19 protein-coding genes, 1 tRNA gene and 1 pseudogene are annotated in these 21,878 nt (G+C 37.1%); 17 read left to right on the top strand and 4 right to left on the bottom strand.

What is annotated here, in order from left to right; genetic code table 11:
* Window positions 1-212 precede the first annotated feature (212 nt).
* Together E4K68_RS09090 and E4K68_RS09085 are read left to right on the top strand one after the other, a co-directional pair.
* Window positions 213-1,946 carry an NAD(P)/FAD-dependent oxidoreductase gene (locus E4K68_RS09090; RefSeq protein ID WP_158291399.1) on the top strand — a complete coding sequence of 578 codons (1,734 nt, stop codon included), beginning with the start codon at window positions 213-215 and terminating at the stop codon, window positions 1,944-1,946.
* The gene (locus E4K68_RS09085) at window positions 1,939-3,666 is read left to right on the top strand and encodes a hypothetical protein (protein ID WP_135378618.1); all 1,728 of its coding nucleotides are present in this window, start codon (window positions 1,939-1,941) and stop codon (window positions 3,664-3,666) included. Before E4K68_RS09090 ends, E4K68_RS09085 begins: the two co-directional genes overlap by 8 nt.
* Before the next feature lie 524 nt (window positions 3,667-4,190).
* Here the strand turns inward: E4K68_RS09085 and E4K68_RS09080 are convergent.
* A complete protein-coding gene (locus E4K68_RS09080) occupies window positions 4,191-5,096 on the bottom strand; it encodes a DMT family transporter (protein ID WP_135378617.1) in 906 nt (301 codons plus the stop codon).
* 175 nt (window positions 5,097-5,271) lie between these two features.
* Between E4K68_RS09080 and E4K68_RS09075 the strand changes: the two genes are divergently transcribed.
* The 8 genes from E4K68_RS09075 to E4K68_RS20345 all read left to right on the top strand — a co-directional run bounded on the left by E4K68_RS09075 (window position 5,272) and on the right by E4K68_RS20345 (window position 12,664).
* Window positions 5,272-5,829 (top strand): cupin domain-containing protein, encoded by a 558-nt coding sequence (locus E4K68_RS09075; RefSeq protein ID WP_135378616.1) that lies wholly within the window; start codon window positions 5,272-5,274, stop codon window positions 5,827-5,829.
* Between the two features lie 773 nt (window positions 5,830-6,602).
* Window positions 6,603-6,737, top strand: coding sequence for a hypothetical protein (locus E4K68_RS21400; protein WP_282432976.1), 135 nt, complete (start codon window positions 6,603-6,605; stop codon window positions 6,735-6,737).
* Between the two features lie 251 nt (window positions 6,738-6,988).
* Complete coding sequence (locus E4K68_RS09070) at window positions 6,989-8,206, top strand: ABC transporter permease (RefSeq protein WP_135378615.1); 1,218 nt, start codon at window positions 6,989-6,991, stop codon at window positions 8,204-8,206.
* A gap of 425 nt (window positions 8,207-8,631) precedes the next feature.
* Window positions 8,632-9,414: an undecaprenyl-diphosphatase UppP gene (uppP, locus tag E4K68_RS09065; protein ID WP_135378614.1), complete on the top strand. Its 783-nt coding sequence runs from the start codon at window positions 8,632-8,634 to the stop codon at window positions 9,412-9,414.
* A gap of 172 nt (window positions 9,415-9,586) precedes the next feature.
* Window positions 9,587-10,045, top strand: coding sequence for an SRPBCC domain-containing protein (locus tag E4K68_RS09060; RefSeq protein WP_135378613.1), 459 nt, complete (start codon window positions 9,587-9,589; stop codon window positions 10,043-10,045).
* Between the two features lie 722 nt (window positions 10,046-10,767).
* Entirely contained in the window at window positions 10,768-11,019 is a 252-nt protein-coding gene (locus E4K68_RS09055) for a hypothetical protein (protein WP_135378612.1), read from the top strand.
* Between the two features lie 186 nt (window positions 11,020-11,205).
* Complete coding sequence (gene dltD, locus E4K68_RS09050; RefSeq protein ID WP_135378611.1) at window positions 11,206-12,408, top strand: D-alanyl-lipoteichoic acid biosynthesis protein DltD; 1,203 nt, start codon at window positions 11,206-11,208, stop codon at window positions 12,406-12,408.
* Between the two features lie 109 nt (window positions 12,409-12,517).
* Window positions 12,518-12,664, top strand: coding sequence for a hypothetical protein (locus tag E4K68_RS20345; protein ID WP_158291398.1), 147 nt, complete (start codon window positions 12,518-12,520; stop codon window positions 12,662-12,664).
* Between the two features lie 311 nt (window positions 12,665-12,975).
* On the opposite strand, the gene E4K68_RS09045 is transcribed toward E4K68_RS20345, so the two are convergent.
* Entirely contained in the window at window positions 12,976-13,353 is a 378-nt protein-coding gene (locus E4K68_RS09045) for a pyridoxamine 5'-phosphate oxidase family protein (protein ID WP_135378610.1), read from the bottom strand.
* 400 nt (window positions 13,354-13,753) lie between these two features.
* On the opposite strand from E4K68_RS09045, the gene E4K68_RS09040 reads away from it, so the two are divergent.
* The gene (locus tag E4K68_RS09040) at window positions 13,754-14,572 is read left to right on the top strand and encodes a TIM barrel protein (RefSeq protein WP_135378609.1); all 819 of its coding nucleotides are present in this window, start codon (window positions 13,754-13,756) and stop codon (window positions 14,570-14,572) included.
* Between the two features lie 289 nt (window positions 14,573-14,861).
* Here E4K68_RS09040 and E4K68_RS09035 read toward each other — a convergent pair whose 3' ends face one another.
* Window positions 14,862-16,484, bottom strand: a complete 1,623-nt coding sequence (locus E4K68_RS09035) for a nitrite/sulfite reductase (RefSeq protein ID WP_243450315.1) — start codon at window positions 16,482-16,484, stop codon at window positions 14,862-14,864.
* A gap of 347 nt (window positions 16,485-16,831) precedes the next feature.
* Between E4K68_RS09035 and E4K68_RS09030 the strand changes: the two genes are divergently transcribed.
* Both E4K68_RS09030 and E4K68_RS21640 read left to right on the top strand, forming a co-directional pair.
* Window positions 16,832-17,233 (top strand): nitrite reductase, encoded by a 402-nt coding sequence (locus tag E4K68_RS09030; RefSeq protein ID WP_135378607.1) that lies wholly within the window; start codon window positions 16,832-16,834, stop codon window positions 17,231-17,233.
* 63 nt (window positions 17,234-17,296) lie between these two features.
* A complete protein-coding gene (locus tag E4K68_RS21640) occupies window positions 17,297-17,428 on the top strand; it encodes an FMN-binding protein (protein ID WP_135378606.1) in 132 nt (43 codons plus the stop codon).
* A gap of 110 nt (window positions 17,429-17,538) precedes the next feature.
* Here the strand turns inward: E4K68_RS21640 and E4K68_RS09020 are convergent, their stop codons facing one another.
* On the bottom strand, window positions 17,539-18,192 hold the full coding sequence (locus E4K68_RS09020; RefSeq protein ID WP_135378605.1) for a cytidylate kinase-like family protein: 654 nt from the start codon (window positions 18,190-18,192) through the stop codon (window positions 17,539-17,541).
* A 1,068-nt stretch (window positions 18,193-19,260) separates the two neighbouring features.
* On the opposite strand from E4K68_RS09020, the gene E4K68_RS09015 reads away from it, so the two are divergent.
* From E4K68_RS09015 to E4K68_RS09000, 4 genes and pseudogenes are all read left to right on the top strand, one after another.
* Window positions 19,261-19,336, top strand: a tRNA-Lys gene (locus E4K68_RS09015).
* 522 nt (window positions 19,337-19,858) lie between these two features.
* Window positions 19,859-20,263: a pyridoxamine 5'-phosphate oxidase family protein gene (locus tag E4K68_RS09010; protein ID WP_135378604.1), complete on the top strand. Its 405-nt coding sequence runs from the start codon at window positions 19,859-19,861 to the stop codon at window positions 20,261-20,263.
* Window positions 20,264-20,313: 50 nt separating this feature from the next.
* Window positions 20,314-20,613, top strand: a pseudogene (locus E4K68_RS09005) (HD domain-containing phosphohydrolase); the annotation flags it as partial.
* Between the two features lie 158 nt (window positions 20,614-20,771).
* A complete protein-coding gene (locus tag E4K68_RS09000) occupies window positions 20,772-21,872 on the top strand; it encodes an efflux RND transporter periplasmic adaptor subunit (protein ID WP_135378602.1) in 1,101 nt (366 codons plus the stop codon).
* Window positions 21,873-21,878: the final 6 nt, after the last annotated feature.

The following is a 21,878-nucleotide window of genomic DNA, read 5'->3' as shown; positions in this document are numbered from 1 at the left end:
TCTAACTACTTTTGAGTTAACACTTTAAATATCCATGCTCCTTTCAGCAAACATGACATAGACATGATGAATCTTCCTTTTAGATTTAATTGAAGTAAGGGGAGTTGATTTGGTAACATCGTCACCAGAATATGAAGGTATAATTCCACCAGAATTAGTGATGAATTGAAAAGGTAACTTCCACTTTGTAAGACTTATTTCCAATTGCTTTATTGGGAGGCGAGAGTATTAATACTACTTCAAATATATATGATGTTATTATCATTGGTGGTGGGCCAGCTGGTTTAATGAGTGCTCATGAATTGATTAAGTCAAAACGAGAATTCCTTATTTTAGAAAAGGGTAAACATCTTAATGAACGATCATACCAGATAGCTTCAGACGTGCCTTCAGGTTTTGGTGGCAGCGGCTTATTTTCTGATGGGAAGCTTTCTTTTCCTCCTGCTGCAACAAAGTTATGGACAATGACAAATAATCTATTGATCAAAGAAGCATATACTCGATTTCAAAGTATTTTGAAAGAGATAGACGTAGATATTCTTCAATGGGACGAATCTTGGTTAAATAAGGATTTCTATGAATTTGGGGAAAGAAAGGAATATGATTCTTTTTACTTAACAAGCAAGCAAAGAGTTGAGCTAAATAATTATTTATATTCTCGGCTAAATGCTTACATTAAATTTAATTCTGAAGTAATTTCTATTAGTAAAGAAGAAGGTTTCTACATAATTGAAACAAAAGATCAGAGTTGTTATAAAGCTAAATATGTTGTTTTTTCTGCAGGGAAATATGGGTCGATACTACTTGAAAAAGTCGGCTTTATTAGTAGGGAATATAACTATATTGTTGAAGCTGGAGTTAGGATTGAAACATTATCTGATTTATTAAATGTGTATAATGATAAATCAATTGACTATAAATTTATAAAAAAGATTAATGATAGTGTTGAAATTCGTACTTTTTGTTGCTGTAAAGATGGGTCTGTTCTTGAATCTAAATTTGACGATTTTGTTTCATATAATGGATATAGTTTAGACGAAAAAACAAATCATTCAAATATAGGTGTTTTGATACGAATCAAAACAGAAAATAGCCCCTATGGAAAAGAAATAAATGAACTATTAAAAAATATATCGAAGAAGAAGATTTCTTTATCCGAATATATGGATAATAATTTTAAGTTTATTGGCAAAAATTGCGATTCTATTATAAAAGAATATATTGGTATGCTTGTTAATTTAAACGAAGATGCAGTATTAAATAATACAAGTGTTTACGGACCGGAAATTGAGTATATCGGAAAATATCCTCTTTTTGATTATCAGAAATTGAAAATGGTTAATGAAAAAGTCTGGGTACCTGGCGACTGTTCTGGACAATTTCGTGGTCTTGTAGCTGCACTCGTGAGTGGTATTTATTGTGCTCAAGAACTTAATGATGATCTAGAACAAGTTGAGAACAGCATTAAGTTTCTAAATATCAAAAAAAGTAAGATAGATACAATGAAATTGATTTTTACGGCACAATCAAAAGTATATTTTTATTGCAGGGATATAATTTGTGAATATGTATTAAAAAAAGAGCTTTTACCAATAAACCCATTCAGAGTATTTGATTATTTTCTGAGTGATAGGGTACCAAGGGATATTATAAGACGTGGTAATAATCAATTGATCCAGACCTGTGAGGAACTATGGGTTTTTGGACCAATTGCAGATGGAGTATTATTTGAAATTGCTTTAGCTAAAAAGCATGGAAAAAAGATAAAATATTTCACCATTGGCTCAAAGATTGAAGAAATATTTGAAATACGAGAAGATGATGTGGTTTTTGAACCTGAAGTTCATGCAAAGCAAGTTAAGAAGATAGATCTAATCTCATTTATTAAGAGTAATGAAAATCCGATAGACCCTCAACTGAAGCTATTTGGCGATACTAATGAATAAAAGAAATTCTGAGTCTATTTATTATCATTTTTTGGATAGAGAACTAAGAGAGTCAATTAAATTAACGTTGTTTGATGATTTGGCGCTTGATATTGTTGCGAAATCAATGTTTATGTCTCTAAGGCCTCCGTATGCCTCCTATTCTCACCTGTGGGAGAGTAATATAGAATTACCAAAGACGACAACATATTTAAGGCAATTAGATATATGTGATATAGTTCAGTTTTTTACAAATCATCGTTCTCTCGAAGATTTTGTATTAAGTAGACAGATATTATATGCAAATGATCAAAATAGATACCCAATGTATTTCCATGATTCTATATCGTCTTGGGGAAATAATGTTATTACTTTAAATGGTTCAACAACTGATTTGCTACGGAAAAATTTCTTGGAAGAAAAGTTTGATTTTTTAAGAGAAAAGATTAGTACATCTGCATTTGATATCATTAAAGGGCAGGTACCACTTTTGATATTAGGTGATCAAAAGTCTGCAATAACGATCCATTTATTTGATAAATTATTAAATGAGAAAATTAGTGATTATCATTCTAAAAGGCAAATTGAGCTTTCACTAAGAATGTTTATTTCCGAGAAATATACACAAAGGTATCTAAATGCTGGTAATGGAACTATTATTACTGATATACCGCAATTACAAGCCTATGATTTTTTAGCTAATAACAAATGGGATACGAGTTACAAAATTTATAAAAAGATCTTGGATCTAAGTTGTTTTCCTATAGAAAAATATATTGAAATTAAGCTCGATCCTATGTTCCCAGAACTGTATTATATTTTGAAAAAGATTGCAAACGGAATTGGATTACTTAATGAACAATCTAATTTAGTGAGAGCCAGATATAATAATGGATTAGGCTTGATTGAGTATGTCTCGACAAATTCGACTAAGCCTGCATTAAATATTACTGATCTACTCTTTTATTATGATAATATTTTAAATAAGGCCAGAAGATTAGAACCGATTTTTATGGAGGTATCACCAATGGATGTTAATGGAAAGAAAACTTTACTAGTAGTCGTTACAACAATTACTGAACTTAGGTATGCTTTGAAAATGTTTAGAGATGAATTTACAGTTAATGAAAGAACAGATGATTTTGGTTATTATTCTATCATAACTTTAAGCATGAATATTTATATTATCAAATCTCAAATGGGGCTAACTGGGCCAGGGGCTTCAATAATGACTCTTTCGAAAGCAATGGATAAATTCAAACCAGATTACATAATTATGGGCGGTATTGCTTTCGGGGCGAATCCCGATAAACAAAAGATAGGAGATGTACTAATCGCATCTCAAATATGGAATTATGAAATAAAAAAAGTAAATGAAACTAAAATTATTCCTAGAGGTGATAAAACACAAGTTTCAACGTATTTAAGGCAAATATCTGACATGACAGCGGTTGACTGGACAAGCTCAGGTGTACATATAGGTGTTATTGCTTCAGGTGAAACACTTGTTAACTCAAAAGATTTTATAAATACACTAAAGGAGCAAGAGTCAGAGATTATAGGCGGAGATATGGAAAGTGCTGGTTTAATAACTGTAGCAATTGGTAACCAAGTTGATTGTATTATGGTAAAAGCAATATGTGATTGGGGATATGACAAAACTGACGAAAATCAAGAATTAGCAGCATTTAATTCAATGAAATTTATTATCGAGACCGTAAAAAAAATGCTACAAGTTTAAATCAAGTTGAAGTCTTAAATGATGCTCTCGAAACAGATAGCACAATTTTTGTTATTCAAGCTATTTTATATTTTAAATCTTCAGTTAAAAGGCTTCATGTGTTTTCTCTTTAGCTTATCTAGGGAAACGGTCTGGGTGGTAATGAAGTAACATCAACGCACATTGAGTGCTTAATACTCAAAAGTCTCAATTGATTACAACAAGGACTGATCATCTTATCTCAGTTACTACAAACTTTATTATAAAAAATGATAGAATTATTAAAGTAAATAAACAAACTTTATTTTAAAAATGGGTCCAGAAATGTACGCTATTTACAACAAACTTTATTGTAAAACAACAGTTGGTGGTATCTTGAAAAAGAGTTTTAGCAGACGAGTTTTTTAGCTATAGCTGTCTAGAATTTAACGTTTTTAAGGACTGAGTATATAATGCTCAGTCCTTAAAAACGTTTTTCAACTTTGAGTTATAATTAATGTTGTCATATAAATAACAACGATTGTCACTAAATATATTAATAGATCTCATCTTAAGAATTTAATTATATATCCTTTAAAATTCAGAATCTTATTGCTAGCTTGTGATAAAATTACGGCAATAAAGATTAATATAGAGCCAATGAACATCCTTTTAGTAAAGGCCTCTCCCAATATAATGATAGATAAGAAGCAACCAAATATTGCTTCTAGAGATATTATTATTGAAGTGTGGGTATCAGAAGTATATTTCTGTGCGATATTTTGAACTAAAAATGCAATAGTTGTATTAAATATTACAAGATATAAGATACCAGTCACACTTTTATAATTTATAGACTCAATAGTTGGCTCAAATATTAGTGCACTAATTGATGCCAAAGTACCTGCTGTTAGCAATTGGATAGTGGTTAAATGAATGGGGTCAATATTTTTAGCGTATATGCCTATGAAGACTATTTGGAACGCAAACATAACGGCAAAGAGTAGTGTTAAGCTGTCTCCATAAGTTAATGATAAATTTTGTTGTAAACTTAACAAGCCAATACCAATTAACGTAAGAAAGCCTGATAATATAGATGGAATGGTAGGTTTCTTTTTAGTTAACATCCATGAAATGAAGGGAACTAATACGGCATAGGATGCTATCAAAAATGCTTGTCTTCCAGCTGTGGTATATTTTAGTCCTATAGTTTGAAATGCTTGCCCAACATACAGAATTATTCCCAAGACAACACCTGATAATATACTTTGCTTATTAATTTTTCTTATTTTTTTAAAGAATATAGCGCTCAGAAGTAACCCAGAACATATGAATCTAAAGGCCAGTAGATAAAATGGTGTAATACAAGATAATGCAACTTTGGCAGCTATAAAACCTCCTCCCCAGATTAAAGCAACTAATAAAAGAGATATATCTGCAATCAAAGGTTTTCTGTCTGCTACATTTTTCATTTCTTATATCCCCCTCTTTCCGTGTTCATTACATTGCACAATGTGTAATATAATGAACAAGTGGGGTTTATTATATCAATTCATAAAGGGTATATCAATATAGTGAATAATATTTATTATATTGAACAAATTGTGCTATAATACAATAAATAGTTTTATTTTAAGGAGATTGACTATGGGCGATATGAAAATAGGCAAAAGAATTATTGAACATAGAAGAGCTAAAAGTTTAACTATAAGAGATTTTGCTGAACTAACAGGATTAAGTTCTTCTTTGTTAAGTCAGTTAGAAAGAGATATGGGAAATCCTACTTTAAGTGCATTAAAATCTATTTCATCTGTATTAGGAATTCCTTTGTCTGCACTATTTATAGAGGAGATAGATAACGAGTCTTTAATATTGAGAAAAGAAGACCGAAAAAAAATATACAACCCAGATGAAAAACATATTATATATGACGTTTTAACTCCGAATCCGTTAAAGTCAAACGTCGAACTACTATTGATGAATCTAAAATCTAATAGTGAAACCTATGGAGGATTTTCTCAGCATGAAGGAGAGGAAATAGCCTATGTGTTGGAAGGAGAAACATATATCGAGTTTCAAAATGAAGAATTTCTCCTCTTCGAAGGTGATACTGTAAGAATTCTTTCAAACAGAAGGCATAAATTTAGAAATCCAACAAATAAGGATATAAAAGTATTATTTATAAAGAGTAAACTAGCTTACTAACCCAATTTAGTTATCAGCTTCGCATTATTCTTAAATGACATTTGACATCTAAGCTTAATATCAATGTTCATAGTCGATATATTAGTTACCGACTTAATTGGCGCACGACACTGTTTGTTTGTATTAATGGAATTAAGTTGGTAAGTTTTAATTAAGTTGTAAGTTTATAAAACACATTGCCATGTAATCGTATAATTATTCAGAGCCATGGCCGAAATGTAAAACATTTCGGCCATGGCTCTGTTGTTAACGACATTTTTACACTAACTCCTCCTTGTAAATTTACTTAACTAATAGGATCTACTGCTAATTAATGCAAGAGTAATACCCTGGTACCCCTAAGGGTATTTAATTGAAAGTATGGACATAAAGGCATCTGTCAATAGACTTGCTTTTAATATCTGGGCAATTTACTTTGTTCCAGATATTAATTCTCAACGCCTATTTCCTTCATTCGATTGTTTCGCTCCAGCCATTTTTCTCTTGTCTTGCCTTCAAATTGTTGTCACATGGATACTCGTTGCATTCAAAACAAAAATCCGCCCATGTTGTCGATGACAAGTTTTGGCACGGCATTCGATAGGGCACCGTAAATTATCACTCCGGCAACCACCACAAGCTCCTTGGGCAAAGTGCTGTGGAAATTCTAGAAATATGGGATATTCGCAACTAAAGGAAACCTGAGACGATCTATGACATCTATTTCTAAGCTGTTTCTAAGGAAAAAATGATATGTTATTGCGTATAAGTGAAATTGAGAGGGGGCTAAGAGCTTGGGAATAATTATAGATAGAGGCATAAGTGTTGCCTTTTTTACAGTAGTGTTATTTGCATCCACCTGGTATCACATAAAGAAAGCTAAGCAACAAGGCAATAAATTAAAAGAAAATGCAACGACGCAACCTTAATTGGTCTTTTCACATAGTTAGCCTTTGAAAGACACGCTACAAAATTTCATACATCAAGTGAGAATGAAAAAAATCACAAACAATGAATTCATGGTACACCCTCGCCTTTTAGTTATTACATGTTTCATTGTCTGGAGAGTTCCCTACTCTTCAAAACCTTGCCTAAACATTTAGGCGGTTGCTATGGTTCAAGTAATAAGTAATAACTATAAACCAATACAATCGAAGTTTATTGAGGAGGGATTAGAAGCGTGAACTTTTTAGAAAGCATCCGCTTGTCTCTTAGGGCTTTACGAGCCAACAAACTACGATCAGCATTGACAATGCTCGGGATTATTATCGGAGTAGCCGCTGTCATTGCAATGGTCGGAATCGGGAATGGAGCAACCGCTTCTATTACTGCCCGGATTCAGGGCATGGGCTCCAACCTTCTCACGATTACCCCAGGGCAGTCAAATTCCGGAGGGGTTAAAGGGGGAGTTGGCAGTTCAACCACCCTAAGCATGAATGATGTAGACAAGATAAAATTAGGAACAGCCGTGAAAGCTGTAGCGCCGTTTACGGATAACGATTTTCAAGTGGTATTGGGTTCTGGAAACACCGCCTCGCAAATAAGTGGGACAACAGAGAGTTATGAAGTCGTTAAAAATGTTACAATGGCCAGTGGCCGCTTTATTACAAAAGCAGATGTGGATAGCAACGCCAGGGTTGCTGTACTCGGCCCGACAGTGGTTACAAACCTTATGGGGGACCCGAATGCTAATATCATCGGGCAAGTCATTAAAATAAAAGACGTACCTTTCCAAGTTATTGGGGTAACAACGGCCACAGGGTCAAACGGATTTCAGAGTAGTGATGATATGATTATTGCTCCGATCACAACCGTTCAGGCGCGCTTACTCGGAAAAAAGACGTTGCGTAATATTCTGGTATCGGCTTCTTCAGCGGACCTTATGCAAACGGCTCAAGATGATATTACCTTAGAAATGGAAAAAGCCCATAAAATCCAGGCAGGTAAAGCGGACGATTTCAAGGTTCAGAATCAAGCCGATATGTTAGCAACCATGCAAGGAGTAACACAAACGTTGACCATGCTCCTTGGTGGAATTGCGAGCATCTCCCTGCTAGTCGGAGGAATCGGAATCATGAACATTATGCTTGTATCGGTCACCGAACGAACACGGGAAATCGGAATTCGGAAAGCAATTGGAGCTAAAAGTAAGGATATATTGTTGCAATTTCTTATTGAGGCGGTTGTGCTCAGTGTTTTAGGGGGAGGCATCGGTATCGCCCTCGGTTATGGAGGATCCTACCTTGCAGGAAACGCTTTAACGATGAACACCAGTATTTCCCCGACCTCCGTATTGCTGGCATTCGGCTTCTCTGCCGCAATCGGTATCGTCTTCGGGGTGTTTCCGGCGAGAAAAGCCGCCGCAATGGATCCTATTGATGCCTTAAGGTACGAGTAAGTTTGGCTTTGCATCAACAACATAAACGCATTTTAGTAAGGTGCATCTAGCAGGTAAACTGAGTAAGGAAGGTTTAAAGTATGACGATTTAGGAAAATGAGGAAAGTTCAGGGGTTCTGTGTTAGAGTATTGCGATACGAAAGACTTCATTCTTTTTATAAAAAATGGGATAAAGTAAAAGGCTTTCCTAGAAGTAAAGATTTCTGGGACGCAACAAAAAATACTACAAGAAATAAACATAGAAAGTGCTGTAAAAAAGGGTAAAAGTGTTGCGGTTACCTTACTGAGACTATAGAACTTCGGGTCATTCCCGAAAGGAAAGGTTACTAGTCTGCTGTCAGCGCTCGTTGATTATAGAAATGGGATATAATACATATTGATCCAAACGGTGTAAAAGCTATATATTTGATAATGGAGGGTGAAAAGTGACAGTTATACACGCATTGATATTAGGTATTGTCCAAGGATTGGGAGAATTTCTGCCCATTTCTAGTTCAGCGCACCTTATACTAGTCCCATGGCTTTTCGGATGGGAAGATCCAGGTTTAACATTTGACGTCGCGCTTCACATGGGTACTCTTTTGGCTGTGGTTCTCTATTTCTGGAAAGATTGGGTCAAATTATTCAAAGCGGCTCTAAGGCGAGGTGCATCGGACGATAAGCGTATCTTCTGGTGCTTAGTTGTGGCGACCATTCCAGGGGGATTGTTTGGTCTCGCGCTGGAGAAGAAAGCAGAGACCGTTTTTCGTTCCCCTTTGCTCATCGGAATTATGATGATTGGTATGGGAATACTACTATATTTTGCCGATAAGAAACGTGAAATTCGCAAAATAAATAAAATGACATTGAAAGAAGCGATATGGATCGGTCTTTCACAAGCCTTAGCAATTATTCCTGGAGTATCTCGTTCAGGAAGCACTATGACGACTGCTCGCTTTTTGACTATGACTAGGGAAGATTCTGCTCGATTTTCTTTCCTTATGTCTACGCCAATCATTTTGGGCGCAGGAGTTCTAAAACTTCGGCATTTAACGATGGCTTCCATAAATTTACCCTTTTCAGTTGGCGTTATTTCATCCTTTGTCGTTGGTGTTTTAAGTATTTCATTTTTAATAAGATATTTAAAAACTAGTAACTTTGGACTTTTTGTAGTATACCGTTTTGTCATTGGTTTGATTGTTATTGCCTTTGTTCTAGCAGGACATTAAGGTAAGGGATTCGGCTTGTCTTTGCGTGCCATTATAACATAGGGTTCTTTCTAATCCTTCCGTTGATCTTTATAGAATAATAACGGAAGGATTTTTTGATATCAATTCCGTCAGGGAAATCTCAGGTGGTAGTGAGCTGTTTGTAGGATGAATCAACAAAGGAGAGCAAACCATGAACCCAATAACACGAATAAGTATTCCAGATTTGTCATCACGGCCATTCAGTCTTACTGTGGAGCGAACAATGCCGTCTACACCCAATATATTGTACCGAGCATGGACTGAACAATTTGATCTCTGGTTCGCAATGCCAGGATCAGTTTTAATGAAAGCGGAGGTAAATGATGTCTTCTTCTTCGAAACGTCCTTTGAAGAGAAGCGTCATCCACACTATGGTCGCTTTCTCAGACTTGAGCCGGAGCGACTGGTTGAACTTACATGGTTAACAGGTGCTGGTGGAACTAAAGGAGCTGAGACGGTGGTGACAGTAGAATTGAAACAAATTGAGGACGGAACTATATTACGACTAACTCACGCTGGGTTTCCGGATGAAGAGTCAAGAAATGGACATCAGCAAGCATGGCCCCTGGTTCTTGCTCGACTTGAGGATGCGTTGAGTAAATTCTCCTAAAAATAAAACCAAGTCAATTGGTACGCTACTGGCCGTCTTATGGAAATTTGGATTGAAAAACGTTGTCTAGGCCCTTAACGCCTAGCCTCCGACCCGCGTCGTCGGACGCCATATCCTGGTGAACACCTACTCTTCTGGTTGCAAAAAACAATTTGAAGGGAAGCTTAGAGATAGATGGATTCATAGAAATAATAGGATGGCTAGATATTAAAACAATGTGATCCTCCAGTTCACACATTTCGACCCTGCAAGACCCAGCCGGGGTGGCTGTCTTTCTTAACAAGTAAGTATGTGAACGTTGGGGAGTTTAGATGACCCCATTGTTTTTGAAAGAAATTATCGTTAAATGTTTTCTGGGTACGTCCACGGGAACATGTCGGTACTGTTTGGTGAAATGTTTTGGGGTATGGCTCTCCCACGGGAACATGTAAGTATGTAAATGTTCCGTTACCGTTGGTAATTTTCGCTATGGTTGGTCGAAGTGGTCTGGTCGCTGAGTTTGGGCAGATGGAGGATACAAGCTTTAAGGTGGATTTAAGCTTCCACTCAGTCAGAATTGGGCAGGAAACCTAGAAACCAGACGTCGTAATGACGACTGGGGTTAGTCTTTACTCTCTGGCCCGATTTAAAAGAATACTCTGTGTGATAGTCGGGGCAGGAAGTTCTTTGGTATTATTGAAACCCTCCCAGAAACCGATTCCTATTATGGCCAGAGTGTCGCCTTGGAACTAATTCGAGTTGACTATAGTGAGGGGAGGGGGTATATAGCCCTGCAATCATTAGCACGAAATGGCTATGCCTCAAGCCAAGTTGATAAGGCGCTCCATTCAAGTGTCAGGGAACTTCATTTTAAATACTACTTGCTTGATTATCTCAATCAGTTTAAAGTAGAATTGTTGACGGCTACCAAGGCCTTGCCGACCGCTTTAGATTGGGCTCCGGGACCCTCAAAATTTGTCTGTCGCAGGATTTAGATAATTTCACAACGAATACTATAGTGAAACAGAGTAACCCGGAGAAAAACAGACAGGGTATTGACAGCAGTTGTCATAACTTCTAGTTATAGGGCGAGGAAGGAAAAATATTTGAATCGGCGAATACATAATGAGCGGTTGGGCAATTTGGTCCCCTACCTGTAGGAATATACCCTAGGAGTGGTTATGATGAACGCTAAACGGTTAGGCCCTATGGTGATTGCTTTCATAATATTTTGGCTAACCATCTTGTATACAGGAGCAATTACCCAAGATATTGCAGACTATTTCTGGCTGACGCCTGGTGTGATTGAAGCGGCTGGGTTAGCTCCCCCTCAAGAAGTCTTGTTAGGAAGTATTTTTCAGCATAAGGCTATGAAAACCGGGGACGTCTTGCCAATGTATGGCTCTTCCGAACTGGGAACTGGTTATGATTTTAACCCCACCCGCGTTTTTGCCAATCGGCCGACAGACTTTACCCCGTTTATTATTGGGCGTGGGAGCTGTCAAACTTTGGTGCATATACTTAATATCGCTGCCCAGAATGATATAAAAGAGAAAAAGATTGTCATAACTTTCTCTCCTGATTGGTTCGGAAACTTGCAAGGAATCCCTAACGACAAGTTCTCCGATAATTCTTCCCCACTGAAGGTATATGACGTACTGTTTAATCCGGACTTGTCTCCTAAGCTGAAAAACCGGATCGTCAAACGTATATTGGATCTTCCTCAAGTTGCTAAGGATGACTACCTCCTTAAAGAATACTTAACAACCTACAAAAGTTCTGACTGGAAATCGCTCATGACGCGCCTATTCTTGTGGCCGCAGGTACGTCTTGAGTATGCCTCAATGCAAATTCAAGATGCCCGAAATGTAAAGATAGCTTCCTCTAAATTAGACCGCAGGATAGTTACTAAGCTTGCCTCTCCGACATCAGACCAAGCCGTCAATTGGGAGAAAATTAAGGAACAAGCTGTGACTCTAGCCAAAACAAAAATGAAAAATGACTTTAATATTGAGGATGATCTCTACGCCAAAAACGTCAAACCGGCTACGAAGGGTTACCAAAAAGGAGCTAATAAATTAAATGATTCTGTGGAGTACGATGATCTTAAACTAATGCTGGAGCTTCTTAAAGAAAAACATGTAAGACCACTTTTTGTAATGATTCCACATAACGGACTTTTTCGTGATTATACCGGACTATCTTTAGATATCCGAAAAACATATTACCAAAAGGTTTTCCGAATTATCCAGGATGCGGGATTTCAATGCGTTGATCTTTCCTCTCATGAGAGAGAACTCTATTTTATGCAAGATCCTTGGCATCTCGGCTGGAAAGGTTGGGCTGAACTGGATCAGATCATCAATGACTTCGATCATAATTAGAGCTATCATTCCTACACCCGGACTATTACCGAGCGTAGGATATTTTTTTGAAAAGAATATGTTCCCACAACCTTGCCGATTCAGTGTAATGAGGGAGGAAGGGAGTCACATGAAAAAGATACGAACGATTGAAGCAACAGTTATTATGGAGAAAAAGCTCAAGGTCTGTGCTTACTGTAGGGTTTCGTCGGATCTGGCCGAGCAGAAAAATAGTTTCTCAGCGCACGTCGAAACCGTCAGTTGTCTTAAGAAATAGACAGCTGAAAGCTGATTGTGGTAAGGGTTCCAGAGTTGGGGTGTAAATTGTGTAACAATTTACTAGGACCATCTACGTCCACGGAAATATGTTGTGATGTAAATTGGGGTCGAGGGTGTACCTGGGAACAGAATTTATGTATTTTAAAGGAAGTAGAGGTGAAATATGAAAAGTATTAGAAATCAATAGACCATCTCGGGTGGGTCAAACAAGACCAGCTTTACTAAGAATGCTGGTCTTGTTTATATGTCGATAATGCCCAGGGTATCTATATACTACAATGCAAACCCTGAACATATTGTAGGCTCATTTTAAAGCATTTGTTTCGCAGATGTCACAGCTATTTCCAATACTGCACGAACCCATGAAAATCTTTCTTTCATACGATCAAAATCCTCACCTGATTTCACAAAACGGGTAGTTCCTTTCACGATAAAACCTGTTCCTTTTGCTTTGTAACCTTCAATTTCCCTGCTGGCAATCGATAGAATAACATCGTTATGCACGCTAAGGTTTCTTTCAGTTTTGTTGAAGCCGTAAGCTGGGATTAATAGTTTGTCATCCGGTGTGACGACTATATAGCTATTCCAAGTATTCACTAAATGTGGGCCATCGTCACCGTTGGTCACGATAGAGACAGCTCCGTCTGCGGGATGAGAAAGTACGTCCAATAATTTTTCGTTTAGCATAATAATGCATCCTTTCTGTTTGAAAAAGTATTAGTTAACGGCCACTTAGCCGCTGGCTGGCTCAATTAATGTGCCTCAAAGTCATATTGCTATGCATATAATAGTTTCCAAATGTCATCTAATCGATGTGGTATGTATCGGATACTCATATAATAAAATAAAACTCCTCTAATCAACTCTAAGTTTGATTTGGCGTGTATTAATAAAGGTACTAGAGCTAAAATTAGATAGTATTGCCATCCTCATAACACAAAGTGTAACATCTGCCCCTTCGCAGAATTCTGTAAAAAAGAAGTCAAAAGTGTGATTGATATTTGGACATAATGATATGTGAGATGGATTACTCTAAAATGGATCCTAGTGAAATTGGTTAGCCTTTAGGTCAAAAAGGATGATGATAATGGATACACTTTTATTTGGCATATCTGGTCTTCCGCTAGGAAACGGTTCCACTAAATTTAATTATGCTAGTGGGATAGACTATGCTAAGTCAATAGGGCTTGATGCAATGGAACTTCTTTTTGTCAGAAACGTTAATGTTACGGATAACAATAATAGCCTTATATTACAAGCTAAGTTAAAAAATAATTTTTACTTATCAGCACATGGCTCGCACTACATAAATTTAAATGCAAATGAGGCGGATAAACAGGAACAATCCATAGAAAGGATCTTAAAAGCTCTGGAAGGGTTGTCCAAAGTTGGGGGGAGGAGTCTAGTCTTTCATCCAGGCTTTTACTTGGAAGACTCCAAAGAGGGTGCGTATCATACCATAAGGGACAATTTATTACGTCTTCCCCTAACCGGGGTAGATTATAGATTAGAGACAACTGGTAAGGGAACACAATTCGGCACCCTTGAGGAGCTAGTGTCTTTGTGTAAAGAAATTAGCTCGTGTAAATTGTGTATTGATTTTTCACATATACACGCAAGATACAACGGCAAACTAAAAGGGCTTAATGATTTTGCTATAATACTTCAGTATGTTTCAGATGAACTCGGAAAATCGGCTTTGGAAGACTTACATATTCATATGGGAGGAGTAAATTACAATGAAAAAGGTGAGCGGAACCATCTCCCGTTGCTACAAAGTGACTTTAATTATGTGGATTGCCTGAAGGCTATAAGGTACTTCAATGTAAAAGGTTGTATCATATCTGAAGGCCCTATGGTGGAGAAAGATGCACTATTACTAAAGGAAACCTACGAAAGGCTCTGATTTGAGCTTAAAGAATATCTAGATAAACAAACCCCGACCAACCAATTTGGAAGTGTAGTATGCGTGGTGTAGACGGCTAGCTGTGGGCTATTGACCTTGCTGCCCTCGCCACCGAACCGTGCTTACTCTTCTTTCTATTAAATATGCTCTACTATTAAAGTAGTCGGAGATCGCAGTAAGAAATCCCCAATGGTAAATAATACAGGTGCCAGTTTTTAACCTCCTGCTACAGAAAAAACGGTTGGTATCAACCAGCCGCTTTATAAATTTACTAATGGAGAAACATAATCTATTTACTAGCTAATCCTAGGAACTCTGTATAAGGGGTAAGAAGTTCCTGAAAGGCTTGAGATCCAAACCGAGAAACAAAATCATGAAATGACTCCTGGGGAAGTCTTTTATTTTTATAGAAGCTAATAAAGTCCTCCAAAACCTCTTCAACCTTTTCGGCTGAGACCGCCCCTTGGAGGGCTGTTGCAAAGCCAGCATTCATTCCGAGGCTTCCTCCAATCGATAGTTCGAATTTCTCGACAGTCTTACCATTTAGCTTTCCCATTGTACCTCTTAATCCAATATCAGCAATTTGTAATTGCCCACAAGAATTAGGGCAGCCATTCACATGGATTCGAAGTGGAGTATCTAACTCAACCTTTTCATCAAGGGTTTGTGCCAATCTCAAAGCAAACTCTTTTGTTTCAACTAAAGCTAAATTGCAGAATTCCTTTCCAGTACAAGAAACAGTGTATCCCACAAAGGGCTTTGGATTCGGTGTAAAACGTTTGATGATCTTTTCCGCTAGGAGGGCCTCTATATTTTCAGTCGGTATATTACCAAGCACTAGATTTTTCGAAAGACACGTCCGAATGGAACCATCTCCGTACTTATCGGCACATTGCGCGACTTCAAGTAGATCTTTCGCAGATAACCGACCTAGAGGTACGGATAACCCTACATAGTTGAGCCCTAATTGTTTTTGAGGATGAACACCGTAAAAATATCCCGCATTCCAGCCGCAAGTTAAGTCTATTCCACTGGTTTCAAGAGGGCCAGTTAGTTTTAAAAGCTCGGTTTCAAACTTGTCTCTGCCCCAATCTGCAAAGAGAAATTTAAGCCTCGCGTGTCGACGATTCTTTCTATAACCATAATCTCTAAAAAGAGTTGTAACAGCAATTGAAACCTTTAACACTTCATGGGGATAAACAAATAGATTCAACTTTTGGGCAAGATAGGGTTTTGCCGATAAACCACCGCCAACATAAACATGAAATCCGTAAATATTATTTTTGCCATCTTTTTTAACCGCCGGTGTAAATGCTAGATCGTTGATTTGTGCATGCCCAGTATTGTACACATTTGTCGAAATAGAAATTTTGAACTTCCGCGGGAGATTTGAAAACTCTCTGTTTCCCTGAAAATATTCAAAAACCTCCTGTACAATCACTCGGGTATCGATCGTTTCATTAGGGTCTATTCCCGCAAGGGGGTTCCCTATAATTGTTCGAGGACAGTCTCCTTCGGACCCGATAGTATGCAATTGGAATTTATTCAAGATGTTCATAACTATAGGGATATTTTCTATCGTAAGCCAATGAAACTGGAAAGCTTGACGAGTCGTTAAATCCAGAATTCCCCGACCATAATCTTTTGCGATATTTGCTAAGACACGGGCTTGATTTGAATTCATTACTCCACTGGGAATTTTTACACGCATTAAAAAATATCCAGCATCCCGCGGTTTTTGGACATTCACCCCTGCCCATTTTAAGAGATCCCGCTCTTTAGGATCTATAGTTTCAAATCCAGATTCTTTGTAATCCGGAATTTTTTCAACGATATCTAAGCCATCTTTTGATAGCTTTAGCTTTTCAAAGTCGTTGAGTTCATGATAATCCTTTACCCAGACTTGGTTCATAATCAATGCCCCCTAAACATAGATAAATACTGGGATATAAACATACTTGAAGAATACTATGAAAAGAAGTATTATCATAGCCTCAATATATGGTAATTACCTCATCTTTGCTTAGAAACTCTTTTCAACTATGGATATAGAACAGTGCGATAGCCTGACGATATTCTATGTTTTGTGGTGCAATGGATAAACCATTCCAGCACTTTGCTGAGAATATGAACCGTTGTTTTCCATCTTGCTTTAAACTTTCTCCCTATTGAAAACTTTCATAATAAACCATAAAGTTCATTTTTGTACTATATCATTGTATAATAAATGAATAAAATAAATTTTAGAGGTGTTAAAAGATGTCCTTGGAGATAGGAAATAAAGAAAAGATGATTAAAACCTGTCAAGCTATCTTGGAATCTTGCGAAAAACCTTTTGTCTGGGAAGAAGAAGATACATATAAATATGGCGACTATAAAAAGCCTTTTAATCTTTTTCTGCCGCATCAACAGATAGATAACGAGTTACATAATCTGTTTGAAAAATTTTCAAACTCTAGTTATTTGTACGATCAGATTAAAGCAACTTGTACGCTTGATGAGGAATGGGCTGAGTATGGGACTTACGGCATGGATAGAGATTTTAGTTGTTACTTCAGTAAATTTACTCTAAAACCGGAATATGTTGAGCAAGTCAAAACTTATTTTAATAATCGTCTTAGCGAATTACAGAAGAGCAAAAGTGAAATAGAATCGCGATGAAGAACCAAAAAATCACCAATATAAAATATTATCAAACCGTGAAACCCAAGATATGCTCAAAACGTGTTTAACGTGCTTCCCAACGAAATTATTGAAACCCAATCAACGAATGTCGATGTAGTTTCGGGAGCTACGGAGACCAGTGACGGAATATTTCAGGCCGTTCGAAATGCATTAAGTAAGGCATCAAATTAAGAATAATTCATTTGATGATAATAATTAGTCCCATTTAATCCGTAAGTCGGGTTAGTAAATGAAGGTTAGATCCGCTCTTTTAGTTCTATCGTTCCCATTCTTTTATATTTTCATTTATAATCTCGAATCTTATCACCAAATCTTAACTGAATATAATGCATAATGATTTTTTCCGCTATGTCAAGCCCAACTATGCTAGTATCTATAGTAAGGTTGTAATTTCTCAAATCATACATATCTTGACCTGTAAACTTATGAAGATGCCTTTGGCGAGTAATATCGGTCTCGTATATGAGTTTTGACGCTTTGCTTTCAGAAATATTATAAATTTCTTGACTTCTCTTTTGGCGAAATGCAGTTTTTGCGTGTAAAAAAATACTAACGTGGTTGGGATGATCTTTTAGAATGTGTGAAGCTCCTCTACCCACTATAACAACTGGTTTCTCTTTTGCTGCCCTTAATATAATGTCAGCTTCTACCTCATATATCTCTCTATCATTTGGTACTATTGGAATTGGAACTGGAGCATAAAATAAATCTGTATATTGGAAGTTGAGTAAAAACGATTTCCAAACAGAATTGATTTTTTCTTCATTGTCTTCTAATTCTTCACCATGAATGCCAAGTCTATCTGCTGCCGCACGAACAATTTCTCGATCAAGAAATACAAAGTTTAATTCCTTTGCGAGGTTTTTTCCTAAAACGCTACCACCACTTCCTAATTGACGGCTAATTGAAATTGCAAGCGGAAATTCAATACACATAATCACCCCTCCATTTCAATGTTAAATGATTTTACTTGTTCCAATTAGAACTAATCATATGCCAAAAATGTTTCAATCACATGGTAGATTATACTTACCATCTTTCTCTATAATTCTTGAAGGCAATATTATATTATTATTTGGAGGAGAACAGTCTTATATAGTATATATAAGACTGTTCTTTTAAGTTTCTTATATCAATTAAATTTTAAAATTCCTCAGAAGTCTTTATTCTTTACCTTATAGAAAATGTATAATGTGTTTTATGCCCAACAGTTCTATATAGAACAATTTGAATAAAAACTAATTAAGAAGTGGAGTCAAGAAAATGGTTCGAGAAAAAACGAAAACATCGTAAAATGGCTCGGCTTGTTAGCCGAATCTCCTTTCGGTTGTGTATACGGTGGAACAGACTCGAGAGAAGATGCGCTTAGCTATCGTTCGAAATGAGTGGTAACATGAACGAACGATTATATACAATTGATTAATATGCATAGTTAATGGATATAATTTCCTTGGGCGTAGTACGTGAAGTGAGTTATAGTGCTATATAAATGTTACGCATTTGAAGCTAGGCTGTATGTGGTCGGAATACGCTCCTTCAGCTAGTAAAAATGGGGTGGGGTAGTGTAGGAGACCACTAGGAAGCTTTCTAAGCGGTCCACGACTCTTATAGCGTATACGGCTAATGGCGGTAATATCTGTAAGAGAGTATACTTAAGTCAATTAGTGATTGGAGGTAGTTACTATGGGTGATAAGAGTCCTAAGAACAAGGAGAAAAAGAAGAAGAAGGCTGAAAAGAAGCCTAGTGCTTCAATATCTTCTTCAGTAGAGTCAGTGATAAAACCTAAATAAATATATTTTGAGGAATTGTTCCTCTGATGACAAAAAGGGTCTAGCTTTCTCAAGCTGGACCTTTTTGTCATCAGAGGCATTTGGTAAATATCTAAAACGTGAAAGATAATATATCATATAAAACTAATGGATAAATTAGTTATTTGTTATGACATTTTTGCTTTTCTACTTGAAAAATCATTCGGATAGGTTTATTATTCTATATAGTGCTTGCGCCACTAGCTCAGCTGGTAGAGCATCCGACTCTTAATCGGCAGGTCCCTGGTTCGATCCCTGGGTGGCGCACCAATTATATGTGAAAATGTTACCCCGTATTACTCTAGGTAGGAGTGATATGGGGTAATTTTTTACTAAAATACTTTTTCTTCGAAATAATAAACTACCTATAGTACAGAAAATACGCAGATCAAACTTCGAACTCTTTTTAGGTTTCTATTAGTGCCTTTTAAATTTAGGCATGCTTCGATTAGGACCACCAGCATAGTGCGTCTTTAAACGATAGTTCTACCAATAAAATTATAAAGATAACGAAATAACCCGAAGGCCTGACAAAGGGTGCTAAGCTATAAACAATAGTCCAAGTGAGGCTGACATATCATAGGAGATAACTAAATTTTAGTTGATTTTCATTTTGAATGACTAAATTTGGTAAATGAAAAATAGAGTGATTAGTGTCAGTCGTACAATATTAATAGAATTATTTATATCTTAGACCTTAAAGCAGAAACAAGGAGACAGCCTGAGAATATAATCTTCTGTGCAGGGGCATTATATCACCTTAAGTAAAATTCAATTTGGAGGGCTAATGTAATGACGCTTGAACAACTTAAGGATATCCTATCCGATGGAACCCCGGGCTATTTTGCGACTACAAATGGTGAACAGCTTGAAGTTAGGGGATGGCAATATCAGTTTGCAGAAGAAAATAAATTCTATTTTATGACTGCGAATACAAAGAATGTTTATAAGCAAATGCAAACTAACCCAAATGTTGCATTTTCGTGTGCAAGTGACGGATACAATGTTCGAATTTCCGGTAAGGCAACGTTCGTGACGGATGCAGATGAAAAAGAGAAAGCTTTCGCGAAGGTCTCTGCTCAAGTTCAAAAGATGTATGAAGGTGCCTCAAATCCAATTGTGGAGATTTTTTACATTGGTTCCGGTGAGGTTAAGGTTAGCAAGGGGTTTGATCCAATTGAAGTGGTCAAATTCTAAGAAGGAATTAGATAGGCACTAAATAAAAAGTAGGGATCAATATCCCTACTTTTTGTATTTCTTCAATTGTATCAGACAGTTATTTAGATATTTCGGATGGGAGAATGGGTTACCCAAAAGGGTTGAAAGGGGAAGAAATACCCCTTCAGGCTAGAATCATTGCTGATGCTTATGATGCGATGACCAGTGAAAGAAGTTATCGTAGTGCATTGTCAAAAGTAGTAGCACTTGAAGAACTACAAAAAAATTCCGGTATCCAATTTGATCCGGAAATTTCAAGAGTATTTATTGAAACGGCCTCAAGTAAGGGTAATAGCGAACTTTCTATAAGTGAGAGTGAGGCTATATAAAGCTTTATAACCATTTGAAAAGAGGCACGGGGGGAGTACCGCGAACATAATTATGAAATCTTTGAATTTTATAGAAGGAATCTAACAGAACCCGTTGAAACTAACCAATTAGAATAATTGCGCCCTAACAGTTTTGGCGAATAGAGGAGGAGCGGAAATTGAAAAAAGAATTAAAATATACCTTCGTTTCGTTGATCATCATTGCGGCGGTAGGGTTGCTTGGATACCGAATTCAGGCTGTTTTGGCAAAGCAAAAAGATTTACCTCAGTCCACTCCTGTTCAGACAGTTCAGGTCAAGAATGTTGGCAATGTCAAAATGGAAAACTCACTTGAACTTTATGGGAGTATCGAAGCGATAAACAAAGTTAGCGTGAGTTCTAAGCTTACCGGGCGAGTAAGTAAGGTAACCGTTGAAAACGGTCAATGGGTGAATGCGGGAGACACTTTAGTAGCACTTGAAGATCAAGACTATCAGGCCCTCTTAACCACCAATCTAGATAATTTACATAAAGCCCAATTGAGGTTGAACGATGTTCAGGCAGATTATGAGCAATACCAGAAGCTTTTGGCCGGAGGAGCGATGGCGGCACACGATGTTGATAAAGCAAAACTGGCTTTAGACGTGGCGCATACTGATCTTAATTCTGCTCAAGTCGCGGTAGATAATGCTCAATTATCCCTTAAAGAGACAGTAGTTACTGCTCCGCTGGCAGGTGTAGTTGCTTATCGTTCCGTAAATCTAGGTCAGATGGTATCCCCTGGAGTTCCTTTATTGACTTTAGAAGATGTTTCGTCCGTCTATGCTACGGTAAATGTTAAGCAGGTGGACCTACCTCAAGTTAAAGAGGGCATGGTTGTTCAGATTATGCCAAGTGATGATGACAAAAAAATATTATCAGGGGAAGTATCGCTGATTAGCCCAGTGGCTAATCAAGCAGCTCGAGTGTTCGAAGCGAGGGTTAAGGTCGAAAATAATAGCAATATTCTTAAACCAGGGATGTTCGTGAAAACTCGGATTACCTTAGGTAACCCGGTGGATGTCTTAGCAATCCCTATATATGCCTTGAGTGGGAAAGAGAATGCTTATTATGTCTATGTTGCCGAGGAAAATCAAGCAAAAAAAAGACAGGTGGAGACTGGAGCAACAATAGGAGACCAAATAGAGATCAAGTCGGGATTAAAGCCGGGAGATAAAGTTATCGTAACAAACATGAACAAGTTAAAAGATCAAGATAAGATCGCCCTTGTGGCACAGTAGGGGGAG

The sequence above is a fragment of the Desulfosporosinus sp. Sb-LF genome, assembly GCF_004766055.1.
Taxonomy (GTDB): Bacteria; Bacillota; Desulfitobacteriia; order Desulfitobacteriales; family Desulfitobacteriaceae; genus Desulfosporosinus.
Note: the sequence above shows the minus strand (reverse complement) of the source record. Positions and strands in the feature narration are given on the sequence as shown.

What these genes read in the sequence shown, in the direction of transcription:
- E4K68_RS09060 (WP_135378613.1), top strand. Translation starts at nt 9,587, where the DNA reads ATGAACCCAATAACACGAATAAGTATTCCAGATTTGTCATCACGGCCA.
- E4K68_RS09085 (WP_135378618.1), top strand. Translation starts at nt 1,939, where the DNA reads ATGAATAAAAGAAATTCTGAGTCTATTTATTATCATTTTTTGGATAGA.
- E4K68_RS09010 (WP_135378604.1), top strand. Translation starts at nt 19,859, where the DNA reads ATGACGCTTGAACAACTTAAGGATATCCTATCCGATGGAACCCCGGGC.
- dltD (WP_135378611.1), top strand. Translation starts at nt 11,206, where the DNA reads ATGATGAACGCTAAACGGTTAGGCCCTATGGTGATTGCTTTCATAATA.
- E4K68_RS09045 (WP_135378610.1), bottom strand. Translation starts at nt 13,353, where the DNA reads ATGCTAAACGAAAAATTATTGGACGTACTTTCTCATCCCGCAGACGGA.
- E4K68_RS09020 (WP_135378605.1), bottom strand. Translation starts at nt 18,192, where the DNA reads ATGTGTATTGAATTTCCGCTTGCAATTTCAATTAGCCGTCAATTAGGA.
- E4K68_RS09035 (WP_243450315.1), bottom strand. Translation starts at nt 16,484, where the DNA reads ATGAACCAAGTCTGGGTAAAGGATTATCATGAACTCAACGACTTTGAA.
- E4K68_RS20345 (WP_158291398.1), top strand. Translation starts at nt 12,518, where the DNA reads ATGAAAAAGATACGAACGATTGAAGCAACAGTTATTATGGAGAAAAAG.
- E4K68_RS09080 (WP_135378617.1), bottom strand. Translation starts at nt 5,096, where the DNA reads ATGAAAAATGTAGCAGACAGAAAACCTTTGATTGCAGATATATCTCTT.
- E4K68_RS09030 (WP_135378607.1), top strand. Translation starts at nt 16,832, where the DNA reads ATGTCCTTGGAGATAGGAAATAAAGAAAAGATGATTAAAACCTGTCAA.
- E4K68_RS09075 (WP_135378616.1), top strand. Translation starts at nt 5,272, where the DNA reads ATGGGCGATATGAAAATAGGCAAAAGAATTATTGAACATAGAAGAGCT.
- E4K68_RS09040 (WP_135378609.1), top strand. Translation starts at nt 13,754, where the DNA reads ATGGATACACTTTTATTTGGCATATCTGGTCTTCCGCTAGGAAACGGT.